Origin of the sequence: Vibrio sinaloensis, assembly GCF_000808535.1 — a bacterium.
In the GTDB taxonomy this organism is placed as follows: Bacteria; Pseudomonadota; Gammaproteobacteria; order Enterobacterales; family Vibrionaceae; genus Vibrio; species Vibrio sinaloensis_D.
The window spans coordinates 1-16420 of sequence record NZ_JWLV01000050.1; the positions used below are offsets into that span (position 1 = coordinate 1).

Below are 16420 nucleotides of genomic sequence, written 5' to 3' on the forward strand. Positions count from 1 at the left end.
CTGCGGTGTGTCTTCACCAAATGGAACCACCCAATCAACCGCACCCAAACCAGCAAGAACCGCCATTCGTCGATCGGTAGGGTTAACAGGGCGACCAGGGCCTTTTAAGCGCTTCACTGACTCATCGGTGTTAACCGCCACAATTAAGCGATCACCCAGTTCAGCGGCGTGGTTTAAATACGAAACGTGGCCTGCGTGAAGGATATCGAAACAGCCGTTAGTCATGACTACCTTTTCGCCTTTGGCTTGGGCATTTTTCACTGCTTCAATCAACGCTTGCTCACCAATCACACCATAGTCGGTGTCTTGACTACCATGAACCGCTTCCGCCAACTCGATGGTTGATACTGTTGACGTACCCAGTTTACCGACCACAACACCGGCCGCTGCATTTGCTAAGGCACACGCTTCATCAAGAGGTTTACCCGATGCCACTGACGCAGCCAACACTGAAATAACCGTGTCGCCGGCACCCGTCACGTCGTATACCTCTTTGGCTTGAGTTGGTAAATGGAATGGCTCTTGGCCACGACGAAGCAGCGTCATACCATGTTCGCTTCGCGTCACAAGAAGTGCATCAAAGTCGAACTCTTCAATCAGCTGAAGCCCTTTTTCAACCAACTCTTGGGTAGACTTCACTTTGCCAACCACAAGCTCAAACTCTGCCATATTTGGCGTCAGCAGCGTAGCTCCACGGTAACGTTCAAAGTCCGCCCCTTTCGGATCGATAAAAACAGGGACATTCGCTGCACGCGCTTTTTGAATAAATTTCTGAACGTGCTCTAAAGCGCCCTTAGCGTAGTCGGATAACACCACCGACTTCACTTTAGGCAACGCCTGCTCCATGCGGCTTAGAATCAGCTCAGAATCGACGTTTTCAAACTTGTCTTCGAAGTCTAAGCGAATCAACTGCTGTCCGCGGCTCATCACACGCAGTTTCGTAATCGTTGGGTAATCGGGTAGACCAACAAAGTCACAGGTTACATTAAGTGCAGATAAGGTCTCATTGAGCACTTTCGCAGGTTCATCAATCCCTGTTAAACCAACAATATGAGCATGTCCTCCCAGCGAAGCGATGTTCATCGCAACGTTAGCCGCCCCGCCAGGACGCTCTTCATTGTTTTCTACTTTTACTACCGGAACTGGCGCTTCTGGTGAAATACGCCCAGTTGGGCCGTACCAGTAGCGATCCAACATCACATCACCAATGATTAAGACACCCGCATCCTTGTAGTTAGGTAGGATTGGTTTCATCGTCGATCTCCAAAATATAATTCTGGCGAGAGTTTAGCACAGCCGTTGAACGCCCTAAACCCTCAGCAGTAAGCAGCTAAAGTGAGGAGGCTTGGTTTAATCGTTAGTATCAAACCAAGCGTGCCAAATTTTTTGGACGCATTCTCGCTCAGGCACGAGTTTGTCTTCTGCCACATCCGCATCGAGGTTAAGCAAGTTTCGGTGATGGATCTGGTCTCTCATTGTTGTGTAAGCGTGAGTGAGTGCCATTGCCTGTTCTTCTTCCAGAACGCCTTGCGACATCATGGTTTCGAAGATTCGCACATTGTCACTCCAGCGCGTTAACTTGGGTTTGTCATGGCTAAAGCGCAGAACCAAATATTGCGCGAGAAACTCGACATCAGTAATACCACCAGGATCTTGCTTCAACATAAAGCGTCCTGCTTTCTTACCGCCTAAATGGTCACGCATTTTCACTCGCATGTCTGCCACCTCTTGCTTGAGTTTGGCTTCCTCACGAGGCAACGTCAGTACCGCGTGGCGCGTCTTGGCAAAGGCTTGTTGTAATGGTTCATCGCCGTAAATCATGCGAGCACGAACCAAAGCCTGATGTTCCCATGTCCACGCCTCATTATGCTGATATTCATCGAATGCTTCTGTAGGGCTTACTAACAAACCCGACGCTCCCGAAGGACGTAAGCGAGTGTCCACTTCGTACAATATGCCCGACGCTGTTCGTGTCGAGAATATGTGAATGATGCGTTGAGCCAAGCGTAAGTAGAACTGACGGCCGTCGATTTCTTTCTTGCCATCGGTATACGCATGCACCGGACAATCATGCATAAAGACGATATCAAGGTCTGAGTTATAACCGAGCTCCCAGCCTCCGACTTTGCCATAACCAATCACCGCAAAGCCTTTGCCATCTCGGTCTTTTAAGTGGGTTGGCTCGCCATACTTTTCTGCAATTTGCAGCCAAGCTTGACCGACTACTGACTCAACAATCGCTTCTGCCAAATACGTTAAGTGATCACTCACTTTCATGACTGGCAGCACACCAGCGATATCCGCTGCCGCAATTCGCAAAATACATATCTGCTTAAATTGACGGAGCGCTTCCATTTGCTGCTCCATATCGTCTTCTGGGATACGAGCTAGAAAGTCCCGTAGTTCGGTTCTGTAGCTCTCCAATGGAATCGGATTGTATAACTGCTGAGGGTCGATCAGCTCATCAAGCAGGATCGGATAACGCCCAAGCTGCTCCGAAATCATAGGACTTGCAGTACACAGCCTCACTAACTGAGTCAGTGCAGCGCTGTGCTCATCAAGTAGTTCTAAATACGTTGTGCGAGTGACAATGCGATGCAAAAGGTGGAGAACACGTGGCAAACCAAACTGAGCATCTTTGTGCGAGTAGATAGCTGAGAAGATTTTTGGCATCAGATGATTCAGTACTTCTCGACCGCGTGGCCCCAACGTTTTCTTGGCCAAGTCTTGCTTGAACTGAATAATGGTTGTGGCCATTTGAGCGGGCTCTTGCGCTTGAATGTCATGCTCCAAGATATGCTCAATGACATCTTTCTTGGCAGCCATGTCCCACAGCTCGACAAAATGTTTGGCGATGTCTTGTTGCTCTTCTTCATCATCCCCAATTAAATCTGCAAAGACCGAGTGCACGTTTTGCATGTGTTGAGTGATATCTTGACGAAGGCTTAGCCAATCGCTGTAGCCCATCGCGATCGCTAACTGCAGTTGCTCTGTATCGGTTTCAGGTAAGGTTTGGGTTTGTTTGTCGGCCATTGCTTGTAGCAAGTTTTCTAGGCGACGCAAAAATTTATAGGCATTGCGTAGTTGCTGAGTTTCCGCTGCAGTTAGCTGTTCGAGCTCTTCTATTGCATCAAGGGTATTGAGTAGCCCTCGCTGACGCAACCTTGGCTCTCGCCCACCCCGAATCAATTGAAAGACTTGAGCTATAAATTCGATTTCACGAATGCCACCAGCACCCAATTTTATGTTGTTGCTTAGCCCACGACGGCGCACTTCACTGCTGATCATCGATTTCATGCGACGTAACGATTGAATCGCACTGAAGTCAATGTAACGACGAAAGACAAACGGTCGCAGCATCTGACGGAGCTCTTGATACTCTGGGTACATTTCACGCCCCATAACGCGCGCTTTGATCATCGCGTAGCGTTCCCAGTCTCGACCTTGTTCTTGGTAGTAGTCTTCAAGAGCCGCATAGCTCATCACGAGCGGTCCACTGTCTCCAAATGGGCGCAAACGCATATCGACGCGATAGCAAAAACCATCAAAGGTTTGCTGATCGAGGGCTTTGATAATGCGTTGACCGAGACGAGTAAAAAACTGTGCGTTGGCAATACTGCGTCGAGCACCTTGGGTTTCGCCGTTTTCAGGGTAGGTAAAAATCAAATCAATATCGGACGAGAAGTTCAGCTCACCACCACCCAGTTTGCCCATGCCAATAATCAACATTGGCTGCGCTTCACCGAGTTCATTGGTCGGCGTCCCCCATAGATCGCAGCACTGTTTATACTGCCATTGATAGGTTTCAAAAATCATCGCTTCAGCCAATTGGGAGAGATGCTCTAGGCTCTCTTCTAACGCCCAAGATGCCGTAAAGTCACGCCAAGCAATGTAGACCATTTCACGGTTACGAAACTGCCTTAGCACTCGATGCCCCTGCATCTCATCATGGCACTCACTCAGCAAAGCAGATAGCCTTTCTCGATACTGCTCATGGCGCGAATCATGGTTTAACATCTCAGGCAGCTGTTGCTGGAGTAGCTCATCCGTTGACAGCGCTTCGCCAACAAACTGACTCAAACCCGCCACATATTGCAATTGAGAGAGCTGTGACTCTGACCAATGGTTCAAGGCTTGCGATTCGTTCATTGCTTGGATAACAGGTTGGGAAAATTGAGTGAGGCTTTCTGGCAGCTGCATGATTCTTCCTTGTCTAGAAATAGCCGTGGGGTGTGGTAACTCTCTCTTTATACCAATAAAAAACGCCCACTAGTAGCCAGTGGGCGTTTATTGCATTTAACTTGAGAAGCTAAACCTTAAATGACGTGATTTTCTTGTCTAGCTCATCGGCATTTTGCTGCATTATCTCAGAGGTTTCGAGCAGCTCCGAAACCACGGTAACCGAGGCTTCAACAAGCTCACGAACATTGGTCAGGTTCTGATTCATCTCTTCCGCAACACTGCTTTGTTGACCAGCAGCGGTAGCAATCTGGAAGTTCATATCGTTGATTTGATTCACCTGACCAACAATTCCATCCAATTCACTTCCTGCGTTGGTCACAAGCTCAACCCCTTCAGCCGCTTCAACGACGCTCTTTTCCATCAGCTCTACTGCGGAATTTGCGCTCGATTGAAGTTGAGAGATCATCTCTTGAATCTCGACGGTGGCTTGTTGAGTGCGCTGAGCAAGGTTGCGAACTTCATCTGCCACCACGGCAAAACCGCGCCCCGCTTCACCAGCACGAGCCGCTTCAATCGCTGCGTTCAGTGCCAGTAGATTTGTCTGCTCAGAAATACCTTGAATGGTTCCAACAACACTACCAATTGAGCCTACGCTGTCTTCCACATCATTCACCGCTTGCGCCGAAGCAGAGATGTCTTTTGAAAGTTCACTGATCTTAAGCACGGTGTCTTGCACAAATCGTTGACCCGTTTGTGCTTGGCTCGAAGCGTTTTCTGTTAATGAAGACGCACTTTGCGCGTGACCCGCGACAGTTTGAACCGTCGAAGTCATCTCACTCATCGCCGTTGCCAGTTGATCAATTTCGTTAAACTCTTCTTGGGCCGATTCTTTGGTCTCAGACATACTGATGGTCATCACTTCCGTCAAACCAGACAATTCTTGCGAAGCACTCACTTGCAGCGCAATCATTTCTTGCAGCTGACGACGTGTTTTTTCTAGCTCACGCGCGACATCGCCGTACTCATCTTTACATTCCATTTCAATAGGAACCGATAAGTCTTTATTTGCCATGATTTTGATTGAGTCACTTAAGTACTGCGTCTGACGCAACATAACGCGCGCAGCAAAAAGCAGCAATGCGACAAAAACCACTATGAGTAAACAGGTTTGCCACGCCACCTGAACGAGATAAGCGTCATAATGCTCTTGGGCAATCGCTGTGCTTTGAGTTGCAGCAAGAAGTGAATCGTAAAAGGTGCTTGCATCCCACAGCTGTTTACCAATGATCAGTAAGGTACTAAACACCATCAGCATGACCATTTTAGGAACTAGGCGGACATCAGTAATCACCCGCTCCCATGGTTTAAATGCCATTTTGGTCATCGTCGCTTCTCCATTAAGTCAAATTTTGTATTTTTAGCGCGTTGTAATAGAGTGGCTTACAGAGCAACACCTCTTCTCTGGTTACGCCAAAATATTTATTTCGAGCCTCGTATGAATAAAGATATTATCAAAAGTGATACTAAACCGATGAGCTTGCTGTCACTAATCTTGTCATTTATGGCGCTATTTGTGATCTCTGGCTTACTCTTTTTTCCTTTGCGGCCAGAAACTCGACAAGTCCTTATCGGCTTAGACTTTCTTATCTGTAGCATTTTTATGCTTCAATTGAGTGTAGATTTGATCCGCTCTACAAATAAGCTGCAATTTATGAAACGCCACTGGATCGATTTTCTAGCCAGCCTACCGATGATTGAACCACTGCGTTACGCGAGGTTGTTTTCTATCTTGCGTGTCGTTCTAGTGATTCGTTCAAGCCGAAACGTCATCCGCCAACTACTGCGCAATAAACATGAAACGACCTTAGCCTCGATTCTACTCTTAATGGTCATTTTGCTGACCGCAGGTTCGAGCATGATGCTATTTATTGAAGGGCATTCGCCCAGCGCCAATATCAAAGATGGTGGCGATGCCATGTGGTGGGCGCTCGTGACTATTTCCACAGTGGGTTACGGCGATCACTACCCGGTTACGGATGGGGGAAGAATTCTTGCAGCGGGATTGATCATTTGTGGCGTAGGCTTATTTGGTATGATTTCTGGACTGGTCACCTCAATGATAACCTCACCTTCCAAGGTTCAGACCACGCGTTCAGAAAATAAAGAGAAGCTATTAATAGAGCTTGTCGAAAAACAAAATGAGATTCTTCGCCGCTTAGACAACCTTGAGCAGCAAAACAAACGGGAGCCGTAATGCTCCCGTTGATGTTGGTGGTTACTCTTGCCAATAGGGCTCGGTCTCTATACAGATAACTCGAGTTTGCTCCATTGCATGCAAGATGGAGCTTTCTTGACGGGCAACCCAGCGCGCTAGTTGCTCCTGCTCATCACCCTCTAACGACTCAACAAGCTTTTGCAATGTACGCAACTTGAGTAAATCGTCGATGCCGTGCAGCAAATCACTCCAAGGCATACGGAAGCTATTGCGCTCTTCGGTATCAAACAAGCTCGCAAAACTCACGCCTGTATACAAATTGCGCATTAAGCGGTATTGCTGATCAATGTAATCTTGACTCGATAGGCTTCGTTCGGGAGGGAAAGCTTCCATCAGTTCCGCCCAAGTGCGATCCAGCTGCTGAACGGAAAAGTGCTCAATGTTACGTGCCATTTTGTCGCGTGCTTTATCATCCAAGAAGGGTTGCCAACCACGCGTTAAGATCCAACGACTCAAGTCAAGCAGCAAACCGGTATAACGGGCGCTGTTGAGTAGCTCCAGAAGCTCTTCTCTGGTTGGTAACTGTTCTTGAATGAGCTTTAGTTCCCCGACAAGGTACTTGCGTGCATCAAGTTTTCGCAGCGCATGGCCTTTGTCGTCTAGCAGATCGTCTAGGTAATCATAGTCGTTGAGCCACTCTAGGCTCTGCTCTAGCCATTTCAGCTCTTGCCTTAATATTGCGCTGGCACGGCGCGGAACCACACCGCCGTAAACCGTTAATACTTGGCGAATAAAACTGATGGCGTTTTTTATCTCATGCAGCGCTTCTATGGACTCACGCTCTGAGTAAATTTGCTCGTGGTAATGCCAATGGGATAGCGCATGTTCTAACGAATTAATGAAGCACGCTTCCACGCTATCTCGTTTGTCGGTGCTCACTAGCGTAAGCGGCTTAACATCGTCACCGGTATAGCCTGTTGCAAGGCGATAGCCTTTGGCCGCTTTGCTTAAGTTGCCTAAGCGCATACCACCGTGTTCGCAGAAGTTGCGCGCCAGAGTAAATAGCGCATCGGTTTGACCTGATTTCAGCTCAAGCTCTACTTCACAAATTGGGTCTTCTTCACCATTGGCTTCTACTTTTCCTTGGTCAAAAGCAACTTCCACTTGGCTACCATCAGGCATGCCAATTAGCCACTGCTCACGCGTGAAGTTAGTAGAAAAAAGAGGCATCAATTCAGATTGAAGCACGGAGACATCTTTGCCTGCAGGCCAGATGTCGTCAGGATGTAACGTTAAATCGGGCTCGTTACTGGTGTGCTCAGCATTGTATTCAGGTCTTTGATGAAGACCTGCGACGACTCTCCCTGCCGTCTTGACCGTTTGCACGAATACATCATCAAAACGACGAATTCGCATACCGATATCATGGCGACGCAGCCAGTTATCCGGCGTGTCAAAGTAAGTATTGCCAAGTTCTCGACAGCTGTGCTGAAGCACTTTAGTTTCAGATATTTTTTGACGCAAAGTCTCTGAAAAATCAGGAGAAACAAAAAACTTCAGTTCTATCTCGGTTTCCATAGTTATACCTTTCAAAGCAGATAGAGACAGGATATTGCCAATTTTCTTACTCGGCAAGAAAGAAATATCGCAGGAATGATGATCTAAAACAGTTTTAATGAGTGATTTAATGCGTTACCATGCGCGCCTTTATAGCCATCGCTCAACATTTCGCCGTAAAGGGTGTATGTTATTTTTAGGTTATATTAATTAGGTTGAATGACCATGCCAGTAAATACAATTATGGGGTTATTTGCAAAGTCCCCGATTAAACCTTTGCAACGCCACGTCGTCTGTGTGAACGAATGTTGTTCTCACCTAGTTAACTTCTTTGAAGTCAGTTCAAAGGGTGACTGGGAGAAAGCATCAGAAATTCGCGCTCAGATCTCTCATCTAGAGAAAGAAGCCGACGTGCTCAAGCGCGAAATTCGCCTTAAACTTCCTCGCGGTTTGTTTATGCCTGTTGACCGTAGCGATATGCTGGAGCTACTTACACAGCAAGACAAACTGGCAAACCTAGCGAAAGACATTGCAGGCCGAGTTTACGGTCGTCAATTGACTATTCCTGGGCCACTTCAAGAAAACTTCCTTGCGTATGTGAAACGTTGTCTCGATGCAGCAAATCAAGCGCAAAAAGTCATCAATGAGCTCGATGAGTTATTAGAAACTGGATTCAAAGGTCGCGAAGTAACACTTGTGGCTGAAATGATCCACCAACTAGATGTAATCGAAGATGACACCGATGCGATGCAGATCCAACTTCGTCAACAATTGATGGAGATTGAGCAGGATATGAATCCTATCGATGTGATGTTCCTTTATAAAATTTTAGAATGGGTAGGTGGCATAGCTGATCAGGCGCAACGTGTTGGTGCGCGTCTTGAGCTAATGTTGTCTCGCTCATAAATCATACGTTAACTAAATAACGAAGAGCATCTTAATAGCACTCCCCTTAATTAGGCGATAAATACTGACGCGCCGAAGGGGCTTTTTCGTGCCTAATTTGCTCCGCTTGTTATCAACAACTAGGTATTACGATGGATATCCTTGCGAACTACGGCACTGTCCTGATTATTATTGCAGCAGCTTTCGGTTTTCTGATGGCGATTGGTATTGGCGCAAACGATGTTGCCAATGCGATGGGTACATCAGTAGGTTCAAAAGCGCTAACCGTGAAACAAGCGATCATTATCGCAATGATCTTTGAATTTGCGGGTGCATACCTTGCAGGCGGTGAAGTAACCGACACTATCCGTAAAGGCGTAATCGAAACGTCACTCTTCGCATCTCAACCAGATGTTCTTGTCTACGGCATGATGTCTGCGCTACTAGCGGCAGGTACATGGCTATTGCTAGCGTCATACATGGGCTGGCCAGTGTCTACCACTCACTCAATCATCGGTGCAATCATCGGTTTTGCGTGTGTGTCTGTGGGTACGGAAGCCGTTGACTGGGGCTCAGTTCAAGGCATTGTTGGTAGCTGGATCATTACCCCAGTTATCTCTGGCTTCTTCGCGTACGTTATCTTCGTCAGCGCACAGCGCCTGATCTTTGATACTGAAAAGCCACTGTTTAACGCAAAGCGCTTTGTTCCTGTGTACATGTTCATCACGACCATGGTAATTGCACTGGTTACGATTAAGAAAGGTCTGAAGCACGTTGGTCTTCACTTAACGAACGGTGAAGCTTGGATGTGGGCTGCGGGCATTTCTGCGCTAGTGATGGCTGGCGGTTACTTCTACATTCAGAAGAAGTTCGCAAGCCGCGAAGATGACCACGGTTTTGCCGGTGTTGAAGGTATCTTCAGTGTTCTAATGGTAATCACTGCGTGTGCGATGGCATTTGCTCACGGTTCAAACGACGTTGCTAATGCGATTGGTCCACTGTCTGCTGTAGTTTCAACGGTAGAGCACATGGGTGAAATCACAGGTAAAAGCACCATTGCATGGTGGATTCTTCCTCTAGGCGGTTTCGGTATCGTGGTTGGTCTTGCGACGCTTGGCCACAAAGTGATGGCAACCGTTGGTACGGGTATTACAGAGTTGACACCAAGCCGCGGTTTCGCAGCTCAACTTGCAACAGCATGTACTGTTGTTCTTGCGTCAGGTACAGGTCTACCGATCTCAACCACTCAAACTCTGGTTGGTGCGGTTCTAGGTGTTGGCTTTGCTCGCGGTATTGCAGCGCTGAACCTCGGTGTCGTGCGTAACATCGTTGCATCTTGGATCGTAACTCTACCTGCTGGCGCACTATTGGCGGTTGTGTTCTTCTACGCTATCCAAGCGATGTTCGTTTAACCAACGCGTCAATGATGTGTTAACGCACTGTCATTATTGACTCAAATACACAGAAAGGGAGGCTTAGCCTCCCTTCTTTGTTGCAGTCACTAAAGAAACTACTTACTATTTCGAGTTAGCAAGATATAGACAATAAGACTGTTAAAGGATTTATCGTGAAAAAACTGGTTCTGTTAGTTTTAGCCACTCTCGTCGCCGCACCCGCAGCGCTCGCTCAAGACCGATACATTGCGGATAAGCTTTTTACTTACATGCACTCTGGCCCAAGCAACCAATACCGTATTATTGGTAGTATCGATGCCGGTGATAAAGTAAAACTTTTGTCTACCGACCGAGCAACAGGCTACAGCCAAATCCAAGATGACCGAGGCAGAAAAGGTTGGGTTGAAAGCAAGTTTGTCACCAGCCAAGAAAGTATGGCACTGCGTCTACCTAAACTTGAAAAAGAGCTAGCAGAAACCAAAGAAAGACTTGCGAATGCTCGCTCTACGTCAGATCAAGAGAAAGCAGGACTTGTTGATTCTTTAGAAACCAGTAATCGTCGTATCGCTGAGCTGGAACAAAGCTACACCGACATGAGCCAACAACTCTCTTCGGCACAAGAAGAAGTTCGTAGCCTACGCGCTAAACTGGATACTCAGAAAGATGACTTATTACTTAAGTACTTTATGTATGGCGGTGGTGTAGCTGGTTTGGGCTTGCTGTTTGGCTTAATCTTGCCTCATATTATCCCGCGTAAGAAACGCTCCCCATCCGGCTGGGCATAATCAAAAAGAAAAGGTCGCTAACGCGACCTTTTTAGTTTCTCTCTTCTGTTAGCCTTGCCAATCGTACAGCGCTGGTACTTCGATACTTTCGCCATCAAATCGAATCAAACAGCTATTCTGATCGATTCGCTCCACTTGAATCCGATCCGTAATCCAATCCCCTTGGTTATATTCGGTTCCATTCACTTTGACCCAGCGCTTGGTTTTATTACTTGAATAGACGTGCGTTTGGAAGTTCAGAGCAGGTAAACGACCTTGCCACTTATCCCCTTGTTGCGCCAAATTTGAAACTTGGCTGGGCGACGGCGCTTCTAAATCAGTCTCCTCTCCCAATGCGTTTTCAATTCGCATCGCTAGCTCTGGGGATAGCTCAGATAAATCGAGGTTCCCCAATAAAGATTCTTCTTGTTTAAGTGGCTCAGAGGTATCCGGCGTAACTTCTGTCTTATCAAAGCTCGGAGAAGACATCTCACGTGCTGGCTCGGGAACGTTGATCACTTCTGCAATCTGAACATCATACGTTGGGGTAAGGTTGGTGAACTCTGGGTAAGGCAACTCAGCATATTCAAAAGGCGTATCGACTTGAATCACCTGAGGTTGATTAGCGTTGGCCCTTGACGATACTTTGTCTTGATAGCTTTCATAAATTCCGTAAGCAGCCGTCAATAGAGCAGGCAAACACACCAACGCCACGATGGCCGATTTGCTAGTTTTCACCTCTTGGGGGCGATTCAACAAGTTTGGATAGACACCTCCCTGCTGCGTCGCTTGATGACTTTGCTCCGATAAGTCGAGCGCTTTAAGTACATTGGACATTATGCCGACTCCTCATTATCGGTCAGAGAGGGAACGCCTTCTCGCACCATTTCTTCTAGACGCTGCAGGGTGTTTTTCCCTGCAATACCATCAACGGATAACCCCTGCCAACGTTGAAACAACTTCACTTTTTCTTGCAAGGCAGAGTCGTAGCGGTCACTTCCTGTACGTGGTTTTCCAAGCAACATCGACAAATGGTGATCTAGCAGCGCCACAGGCTCTCCTTGCATACCTGGTTTCAAGGATCCCCCCCAATATTTACGCCAGATTTGTCGATACTCTCCCGACCAGATTGCCTTAAGCTGAGTGAGCGGTAACTCGATGTTGCGCTCCCCCACTAACAAACGAGCATTCACTTGATCAAGGGAGTGAAGCACAGCGTAACTCTGGCGCCCATCTTTATTGAGAGTGAGCAATACCGGAGCATTGTGGCGGCGAAGAGCCAGCACATCTCCGTTCAACCTGAGACACTGAAATGCATTTTCGCTGTCCGCTAAGCACAGCTTATCCAACATCGACGCTTGGTATCCCCAAACCTGATAGAGCGTCGCCATCCCTTGCTCTAAGCTATCTGATTCGAACAACTGTGATGCCAGCTCAGCAGGAAATACCGTTTTTGAGACGATTGTTGGCTCAACAGCGGGGTAGCGCAGTTCAACCTGTTGAGCAATCGCATCGTTAGCTAACTTAGGGACATAGAAGTAACTTGCACCAGCTATCAGCACCCCAAGGCTGGCTGCTGCAGCATAGTGAAGGTAGCGGGGTTTACTCTGAACCTGCTGCGATGGGCGATGAAACGACGTTTGAAAACTCATCACCTCTTGGCACGCGAGCTGCACCGTCGAATAAGAGGGAGCAGATTCGCCGACACTGTATGCCTGCTTTAAAGCCGCATCACAAACGAGGTTGATCAAACGAGGAATACCAAGCGTTTGATTCGCAATCAGCTTAAGCGATTTACTGGTGAAGAGTTCACGCTGACCACCAGCAAACTCTAATCGAAAACGTATATACTCAGCCGTTTCTTTTTCATTCAATGGCAGCAGGTGGTAACGACCTGTGATTCGTTGTGCTAACTGCCTAAGCTGGGGCATTTGCAGCTTCTGTTGCAGTTCAGGCTGACCAATCAATAACACCTTAAGCAGTTTTTGACTTTCTGTCTCAAGGTTAGTGAGCAGCCTAAGTTGCTCGAGCACTTCCGCCGATAAATGCTGGGCTTCATCAATCACCAGTAGCGTTTGTATTCCATTGGCGTAGCTACCAAGTAGGAATTGATGAATCGTTTGGCTAAGCTGTTTTAGGGAGGCGTCTTGAGGGTAATCCAGAGCAAATTCATCACAAATCGCTTCAAGTAGTTCACTGTTCGAAAACGTCGGGTTAAGGATTAACCCCGCTTGAATATTATCGTCTAGTGCACGAAGCATCGCTCTTGCGACGGTCGTTTTACCCGTACCGACCTCACCTGTCAGCATGGCAAAACCTCCGCCCTCTCCTAGCCCAGCATTCAAGCGAGTGATCGCTTCTTTATGCCGTTGGCTTTGGAAAAGAAAACGAGAATTCGGAACGATTGAAAAAGGCAGTTCCGTAAATCCAAAATGTTGCTTATACATGCTTCTCGTCTCTGGGAATTTAGTGATAAGAAAAGTACCATTGCAGGCAACAATAGCCAATGGCAATGTTAAGAAATGAGAGAGGCTTTAGTGCAAAGATACCTTGTAGGTGGGGCAGTTCGCGATCAACTGCTGAATATCGACGTTTATGATAGAGATTGGGTCGTCGTCGGCTCGACACCAGAACAGATGCTCGAACAAGGCTTTACTGCGGTTGGGAAAGAGTTCCCCGTATTTCTTCACCCAAAAACCAAAGAAGAACACGCGCTAGCACGTACTGAGCGAAAAATAGGTGCTGGCTATACGGGATTTGAATGCTACTTTGCACAGGATGTCACTCTCGAAGAAGATTTGCTTCGCCGAGACCTAACGATTAACGCGATGGCACAAGATCCAAGCGGCAAGATCATCGATCCCTATAATGGACAACAAGATCTCCAAGATCGCCTTTTACGCCACGTCTCAGAGGCCTTTACCGAAGATCCTTTACGCGTCCTCCGTGTTGCTCGCTTTGCTGCAAAGTTGGCGCATTTAGGCTTTACTGTCGCCGACGAAACGATTGAATTAATGAGAAAAATTGCCCAATCAGGCGAGCTTGAACACCTCACTCCGGAGCGTGTTTGGCAGGAATGGCATAAATCCCTTTCAACCCAAAGTCCCCATATTTTCCTTCAAGTACTCAAAACCTGTGACGCCTTAAAAGTTGTGCTTCCTGAACTAGACGCCCTATTCGGTGTCCCTCAGCCTGAGAAATGGCACCCTGAGATCGACACCGGTATTCATACCTTGATGGTTGCTGAGCAAGCAGCCCTTTTGAGTGATTCTCTACCAGTGCGTTTTGCCGCTCAAGTTCATGACTTAGGAAAAGGAATCACGCCAGAATCAGAATGGCCTAGCCATAAGATGCACTGCCACACTGGTCTAAAGCTAATCAAGAAACTTTGTGACCGTGTGCGTGTACCCAATGAGTATCGTGATTTAGCTTTAATGGTCTGTGAGCAGCACTCCAATATTCATCGCGCAGCCGAGCTTCGCCCTGAGACCAAGCTCAAAGTGCTCAATAAGTTTGATGTGTGGCGTAAACCGGAGCGCTTACAAGACATCCTGATTTGCTGTATGGCAGACAGCCGCGGTCGAACTGGCTTCGAAAGCATCGACTATCCTCAGAAGGCGATTTTTGAGCAAGCTTACAAAGCGGCTTTGACTGTGAATGTGCAAGACATTATCAAAGATGGCTTTAAAGGCGCGGATATCCGCATTGAGATGGAAAAGCGTAGAGTTGAGGCTATTCGAGAGGCTTAAGGAGATTCCCTAGTCTCACCAACGTCGCTCTAAGGAATAACACAAACAAAAACGCCTCCGAAATCGGAGGCGTTTTTTAAAGCTACAATCAGCTAAATTCAACTAAGAATTGAACTGACCTTTAACTTCTTTAAGACCGCTTTTGTTGTAAAAAGAAGGAGCTTTAGCACCTAGAGCTTCTTCGATACGGATTAGTTGGTTGCTTTCTTTTAGGTATAGCAGCAACACGGTCAGAACGACTCATCGTTCTCTGAGCTCTAAAAGCTCTTAGAGCCTTAAACGCAAAATGCCTCACTAAAAAGTGAGGCATTCATTAAAGCTTTAAGCTAATAATTCGTTAGGAATTATTGACCTTTAACTTCTTTTAGACCGTTGAAAGGAGCTTTAGCACCTAGAGCTTCTTCGATACGGATAAGTTGGTTGTACTTAGCAACACGGTCAGAACGGCTCATAGAACCAGTTTTGATTTGGCCTGCAGCTGTACCTACCGCTAGGTCAGCGATAGTTGCATCTTCAGTTTCGCCAGAACGGTGAGAGATTACTGCTGTGTAACCTGCGTCTTTAGCCATCTTGATTGCAGCTAGAGTCTCAGTTAGAGAACCGATTTGGTTGAACTTGATAAGGATAGAGTTAGCTACGCCTTTCTCGATACCTTCAGCAAGGATCTTAGTGTTAGTAACGAATAGGTCGTCACCTACTAGTTGAAGCTTGTCACCTAGTAGTTCAGTTTGGTGCTTGAAGCCAGCCCAATCAGACTCGTCTAGACCGTCTTCGATAGAAACGATTGGGAATTGGTTAGCTAGCTCAGCTAGGTAGTGGTTGAACTCTTCAGAAGTGAAAGTTTTACCTTCGCCCTTCATGTTGTAGATGCCAGCTTCTTTGTCGAAGAACTCAGATGCAGCACAGTCCATAGCTAGAGTAACGTCTTTACCTAGTTCGTAACCAGCAGCAGCAACAGCTTCTGCGATAACTTCTAGAGCTTCAGCGTTAGACTTAAGGTTAGGAGCGAAACCACCTTCGTCACCAACTGCAGTGCTGTAACCTTTAGACTTAAGAACTTTAGCTAGGTTGTGGAATACTTCTGCACCGATACGTAGACCTTCTTTAAGAGTCTTAGCACCAACTGGTTGGATCATGAACTCTTGGATGTCAACGTTGTTGTCTGCGTGCTCACCACCGTTGATGATGTTCATCATTGGTAGAGGCATAGAGAACTGACCAGCTGTGCCGTTTAGCTCAGCGATGTGCTCGTATAGAGGCATGCCTTTAGCTGCTGCTGCAGCTTTAGCGTTAGCTAGAGAAACCGCTAGGATTGCGTTAGCACCGAACTTAGATTTGTTTTCAGTACCGTCTAGCTCGATCATGATAGCGTCGATTGCAGCTTGGTCTTTAGCGTCTTTACCAACTAGAGCTTCAGCGATTTCGCCGTTTACAGCTTCAACAGCTTTAAGAACACCTTTACCTAGGAAACGAGCTTTGTCGCCGTCACGTAGCTCAAGAGCTTCACGTGAACCAGTTGATGCGCCAGATGGAGCAGCAGCCATACCTACGAAACCGCCTTCTAGGTGTACTTCAGCTTCTACAGTTGGGTTACCACGTGAATCGATGATTTCACGACCTAGAACTTTAACGATCTTAGACATTGAATGTTTCCTTCTCGTTGAATATATAATG

General features: G+C 47.1%; 12 protein-coding genes. 5 read left to right on the forward strand and 7 right to left on the reverse strand.

The window, feature by feature from the left end:
* The 3 genes from hldE to RJ47_RS20510 all read right to left on the reverse strand — a co-directional run.
* A partial coding sequence (gene hldE / locus RJ47_RS20500; protein WP_039486595.1) for a bifunctional D-glycero-beta-D-manno-heptose-7-phosphate kinase/D-glycero-beta-D-manno-heptose 1-phosphate adenylyltransferase HldE occupies nucleotides 1-1254 on the reverse strand: 1254 nt, incomplete at its 3' end.
* 96 nt (nucleotides 1255-1350) lie between these two features.
* Nucleotides 1351-4200 (reverse strand): bifunctional [glutamate--ammonia ligase]-adenylyl-L-tyrosine phosphorylase/[glutamate--ammonia-ligase] adenylyltransferase, encoded by a 2850-nt coding sequence (gene glnE, locus RJ47_RS20505; protein ID WP_039486598.1) that lies wholly within the window; start codon nucleotides 4198-4200, stop codon nucleotides 1351-1353.
* Between the two features lie 109 nt (nucleotides 4201-4309).
* Complete coding sequence (locus tag RJ47_RS20510; RefSeq protein WP_005472918.1) at nucleotides 4310-5566, reverse strand: methyl-accepting chemotaxis protein; 1257 nt, start codon at nucleotides 5564-5566, stop codon at nucleotides 4310-4312.
* 111 nt (nucleotides 5567-5677) lie between these two features.
* On the opposite strand from RJ47_RS20510, the gene RJ47_RS20515 reads away from it, so the two are divergent.
* On the forward strand, nucleotides 5678-6436 hold the full coding sequence (locus RJ47_RS20515; RefSeq protein WP_038140724.1) for a potassium channel family protein: 759 nt from the start codon (nucleotides 5678-5680) through the stop codon (nucleotides 6434-6436).
* 21 nt (nucleotides 6437-6457) lie between these two features.
* Here RJ47_RS20515 and RJ47_RS20520 read toward each other — a convergent pair whose 3' ends face one another.
* Nucleotides 6458-7975 carry an inorganic triphosphatase gene (locus tag RJ47_RS20520; protein ID WP_039486601.1) on the reverse strand — a complete coding sequence of 506 codons (1518 nt, stop codon included), beginning with the start codon at nucleotides 7973-7975 and terminating at the stop codon, nucleotides 6458-6460.
* 204 nt (nucleotides 7976-8179) lie between these two features.
* Here RJ47_RS20520 and RJ47_RS20525 point away from each other — a divergent pair, with 204 nt between their 5' ends.
* The 3 genes from RJ47_RS20525 to RJ47_RS20535 all read left to right on the forward strand — a co-directional run bounded on the left by RJ47_RS20525 (nucleotide 8180) and on the right by RJ47_RS20535 (nucleotide 11018).
* Complete coding sequence (locus RJ47_RS20525) at nucleotides 8180-8860, forward strand: TIGR00153 family protein (RefSeq protein ID WP_038140729.1); 681 nt, start codon at nucleotides 8180-8182, stop codon at nucleotides 8858-8860.
* Between the two features lie 131 nt (nucleotides 8861-8991).
* Nucleotides 8992-10251: an inorganic phosphate transporter gene (locus RJ47_RS20530; protein WP_038140731.1), complete on the forward strand. Its 1260-nt coding sequence runs from the start codon at nucleotides 8992-8994 to the stop codon at nucleotides 10249-10251.
* Nucleotides 10252-10406: 155 nt separating this feature from the next.
* Nucleotides 10407-11018, forward strand: a complete 612-nt coding sequence (locus RJ47_RS20535) for a TIGR04211 family SH3 domain-containing protein (RefSeq protein WP_005472810.1) — start codon at nucleotides 10407-10409, stop codon at nucleotides 11016-11018.
* 48 nt (nucleotides 11019-11066) lie between these two features.
* Here RJ47_RS20535 and RJ47_RS20540 read toward each other — a convergent pair whose 3' ends face one another.
* Both RJ47_RS20540 and RJ47_RS20545 read right to left on the reverse strand, forming a co-directional pair.
* Complete coding sequence (locus RJ47_RS20540; protein ID WP_039486605.1) at nucleotides 11067-11834, reverse strand: general secretion pathway protein GspB; 768 nt, start codon at nucleotides 11832-11834, stop codon at nucleotides 11067-11069.
* Nucleotides 11834-13444 carry an ExeA family protein gene (locus tag RJ47_RS20545; protein WP_039486608.1) on the reverse strand — a complete coding sequence of 537 codons (1611 nt, stop codon included), beginning with the start codon at nucleotides 13442-13444 and terminating at the stop codon, nucleotides 11834-11836. The genes RJ47_RS20540 and RJ47_RS20545 overlap by 1 nt, the downstream gene beginning before the upstream one ends.
* 90 nt (nucleotides 13445-13534) lie before the next feature.
* Between RJ47_RS20545 and RJ47_RS20550 the strand changes: the two genes are divergently transcribed.
* Nucleotides 13535-14746 carry a multifunctional CCA addition/repair protein gene (locus RJ47_RS20550; protein WP_039486611.1) on the forward strand — a complete coding sequence of 404 codons (1212 nt, stop codon included), beginning with the start codon at nucleotides 13535-13537 and terminating at the stop codon, nucleotides 14744-14746.
* Between the two features lie 344 nt (nucleotides 14747-15090).
* On the opposite strand, the gene eno is transcribed toward RJ47_RS20550, so the two are convergent.
* Nucleotides 15091-16389: a phosphopyruvate hydratase gene (gene eno, locus RJ47_RS20560; RefSeq protein WP_005472848.1), complete on the reverse strand. Its 1299-nt coding sequence runs from the start codon at nucleotides 16387-16389 to the stop codon at nucleotides 15091-15093.
* Nucleotides 16390-16420 lie beyond the last annotated feature (31 nt).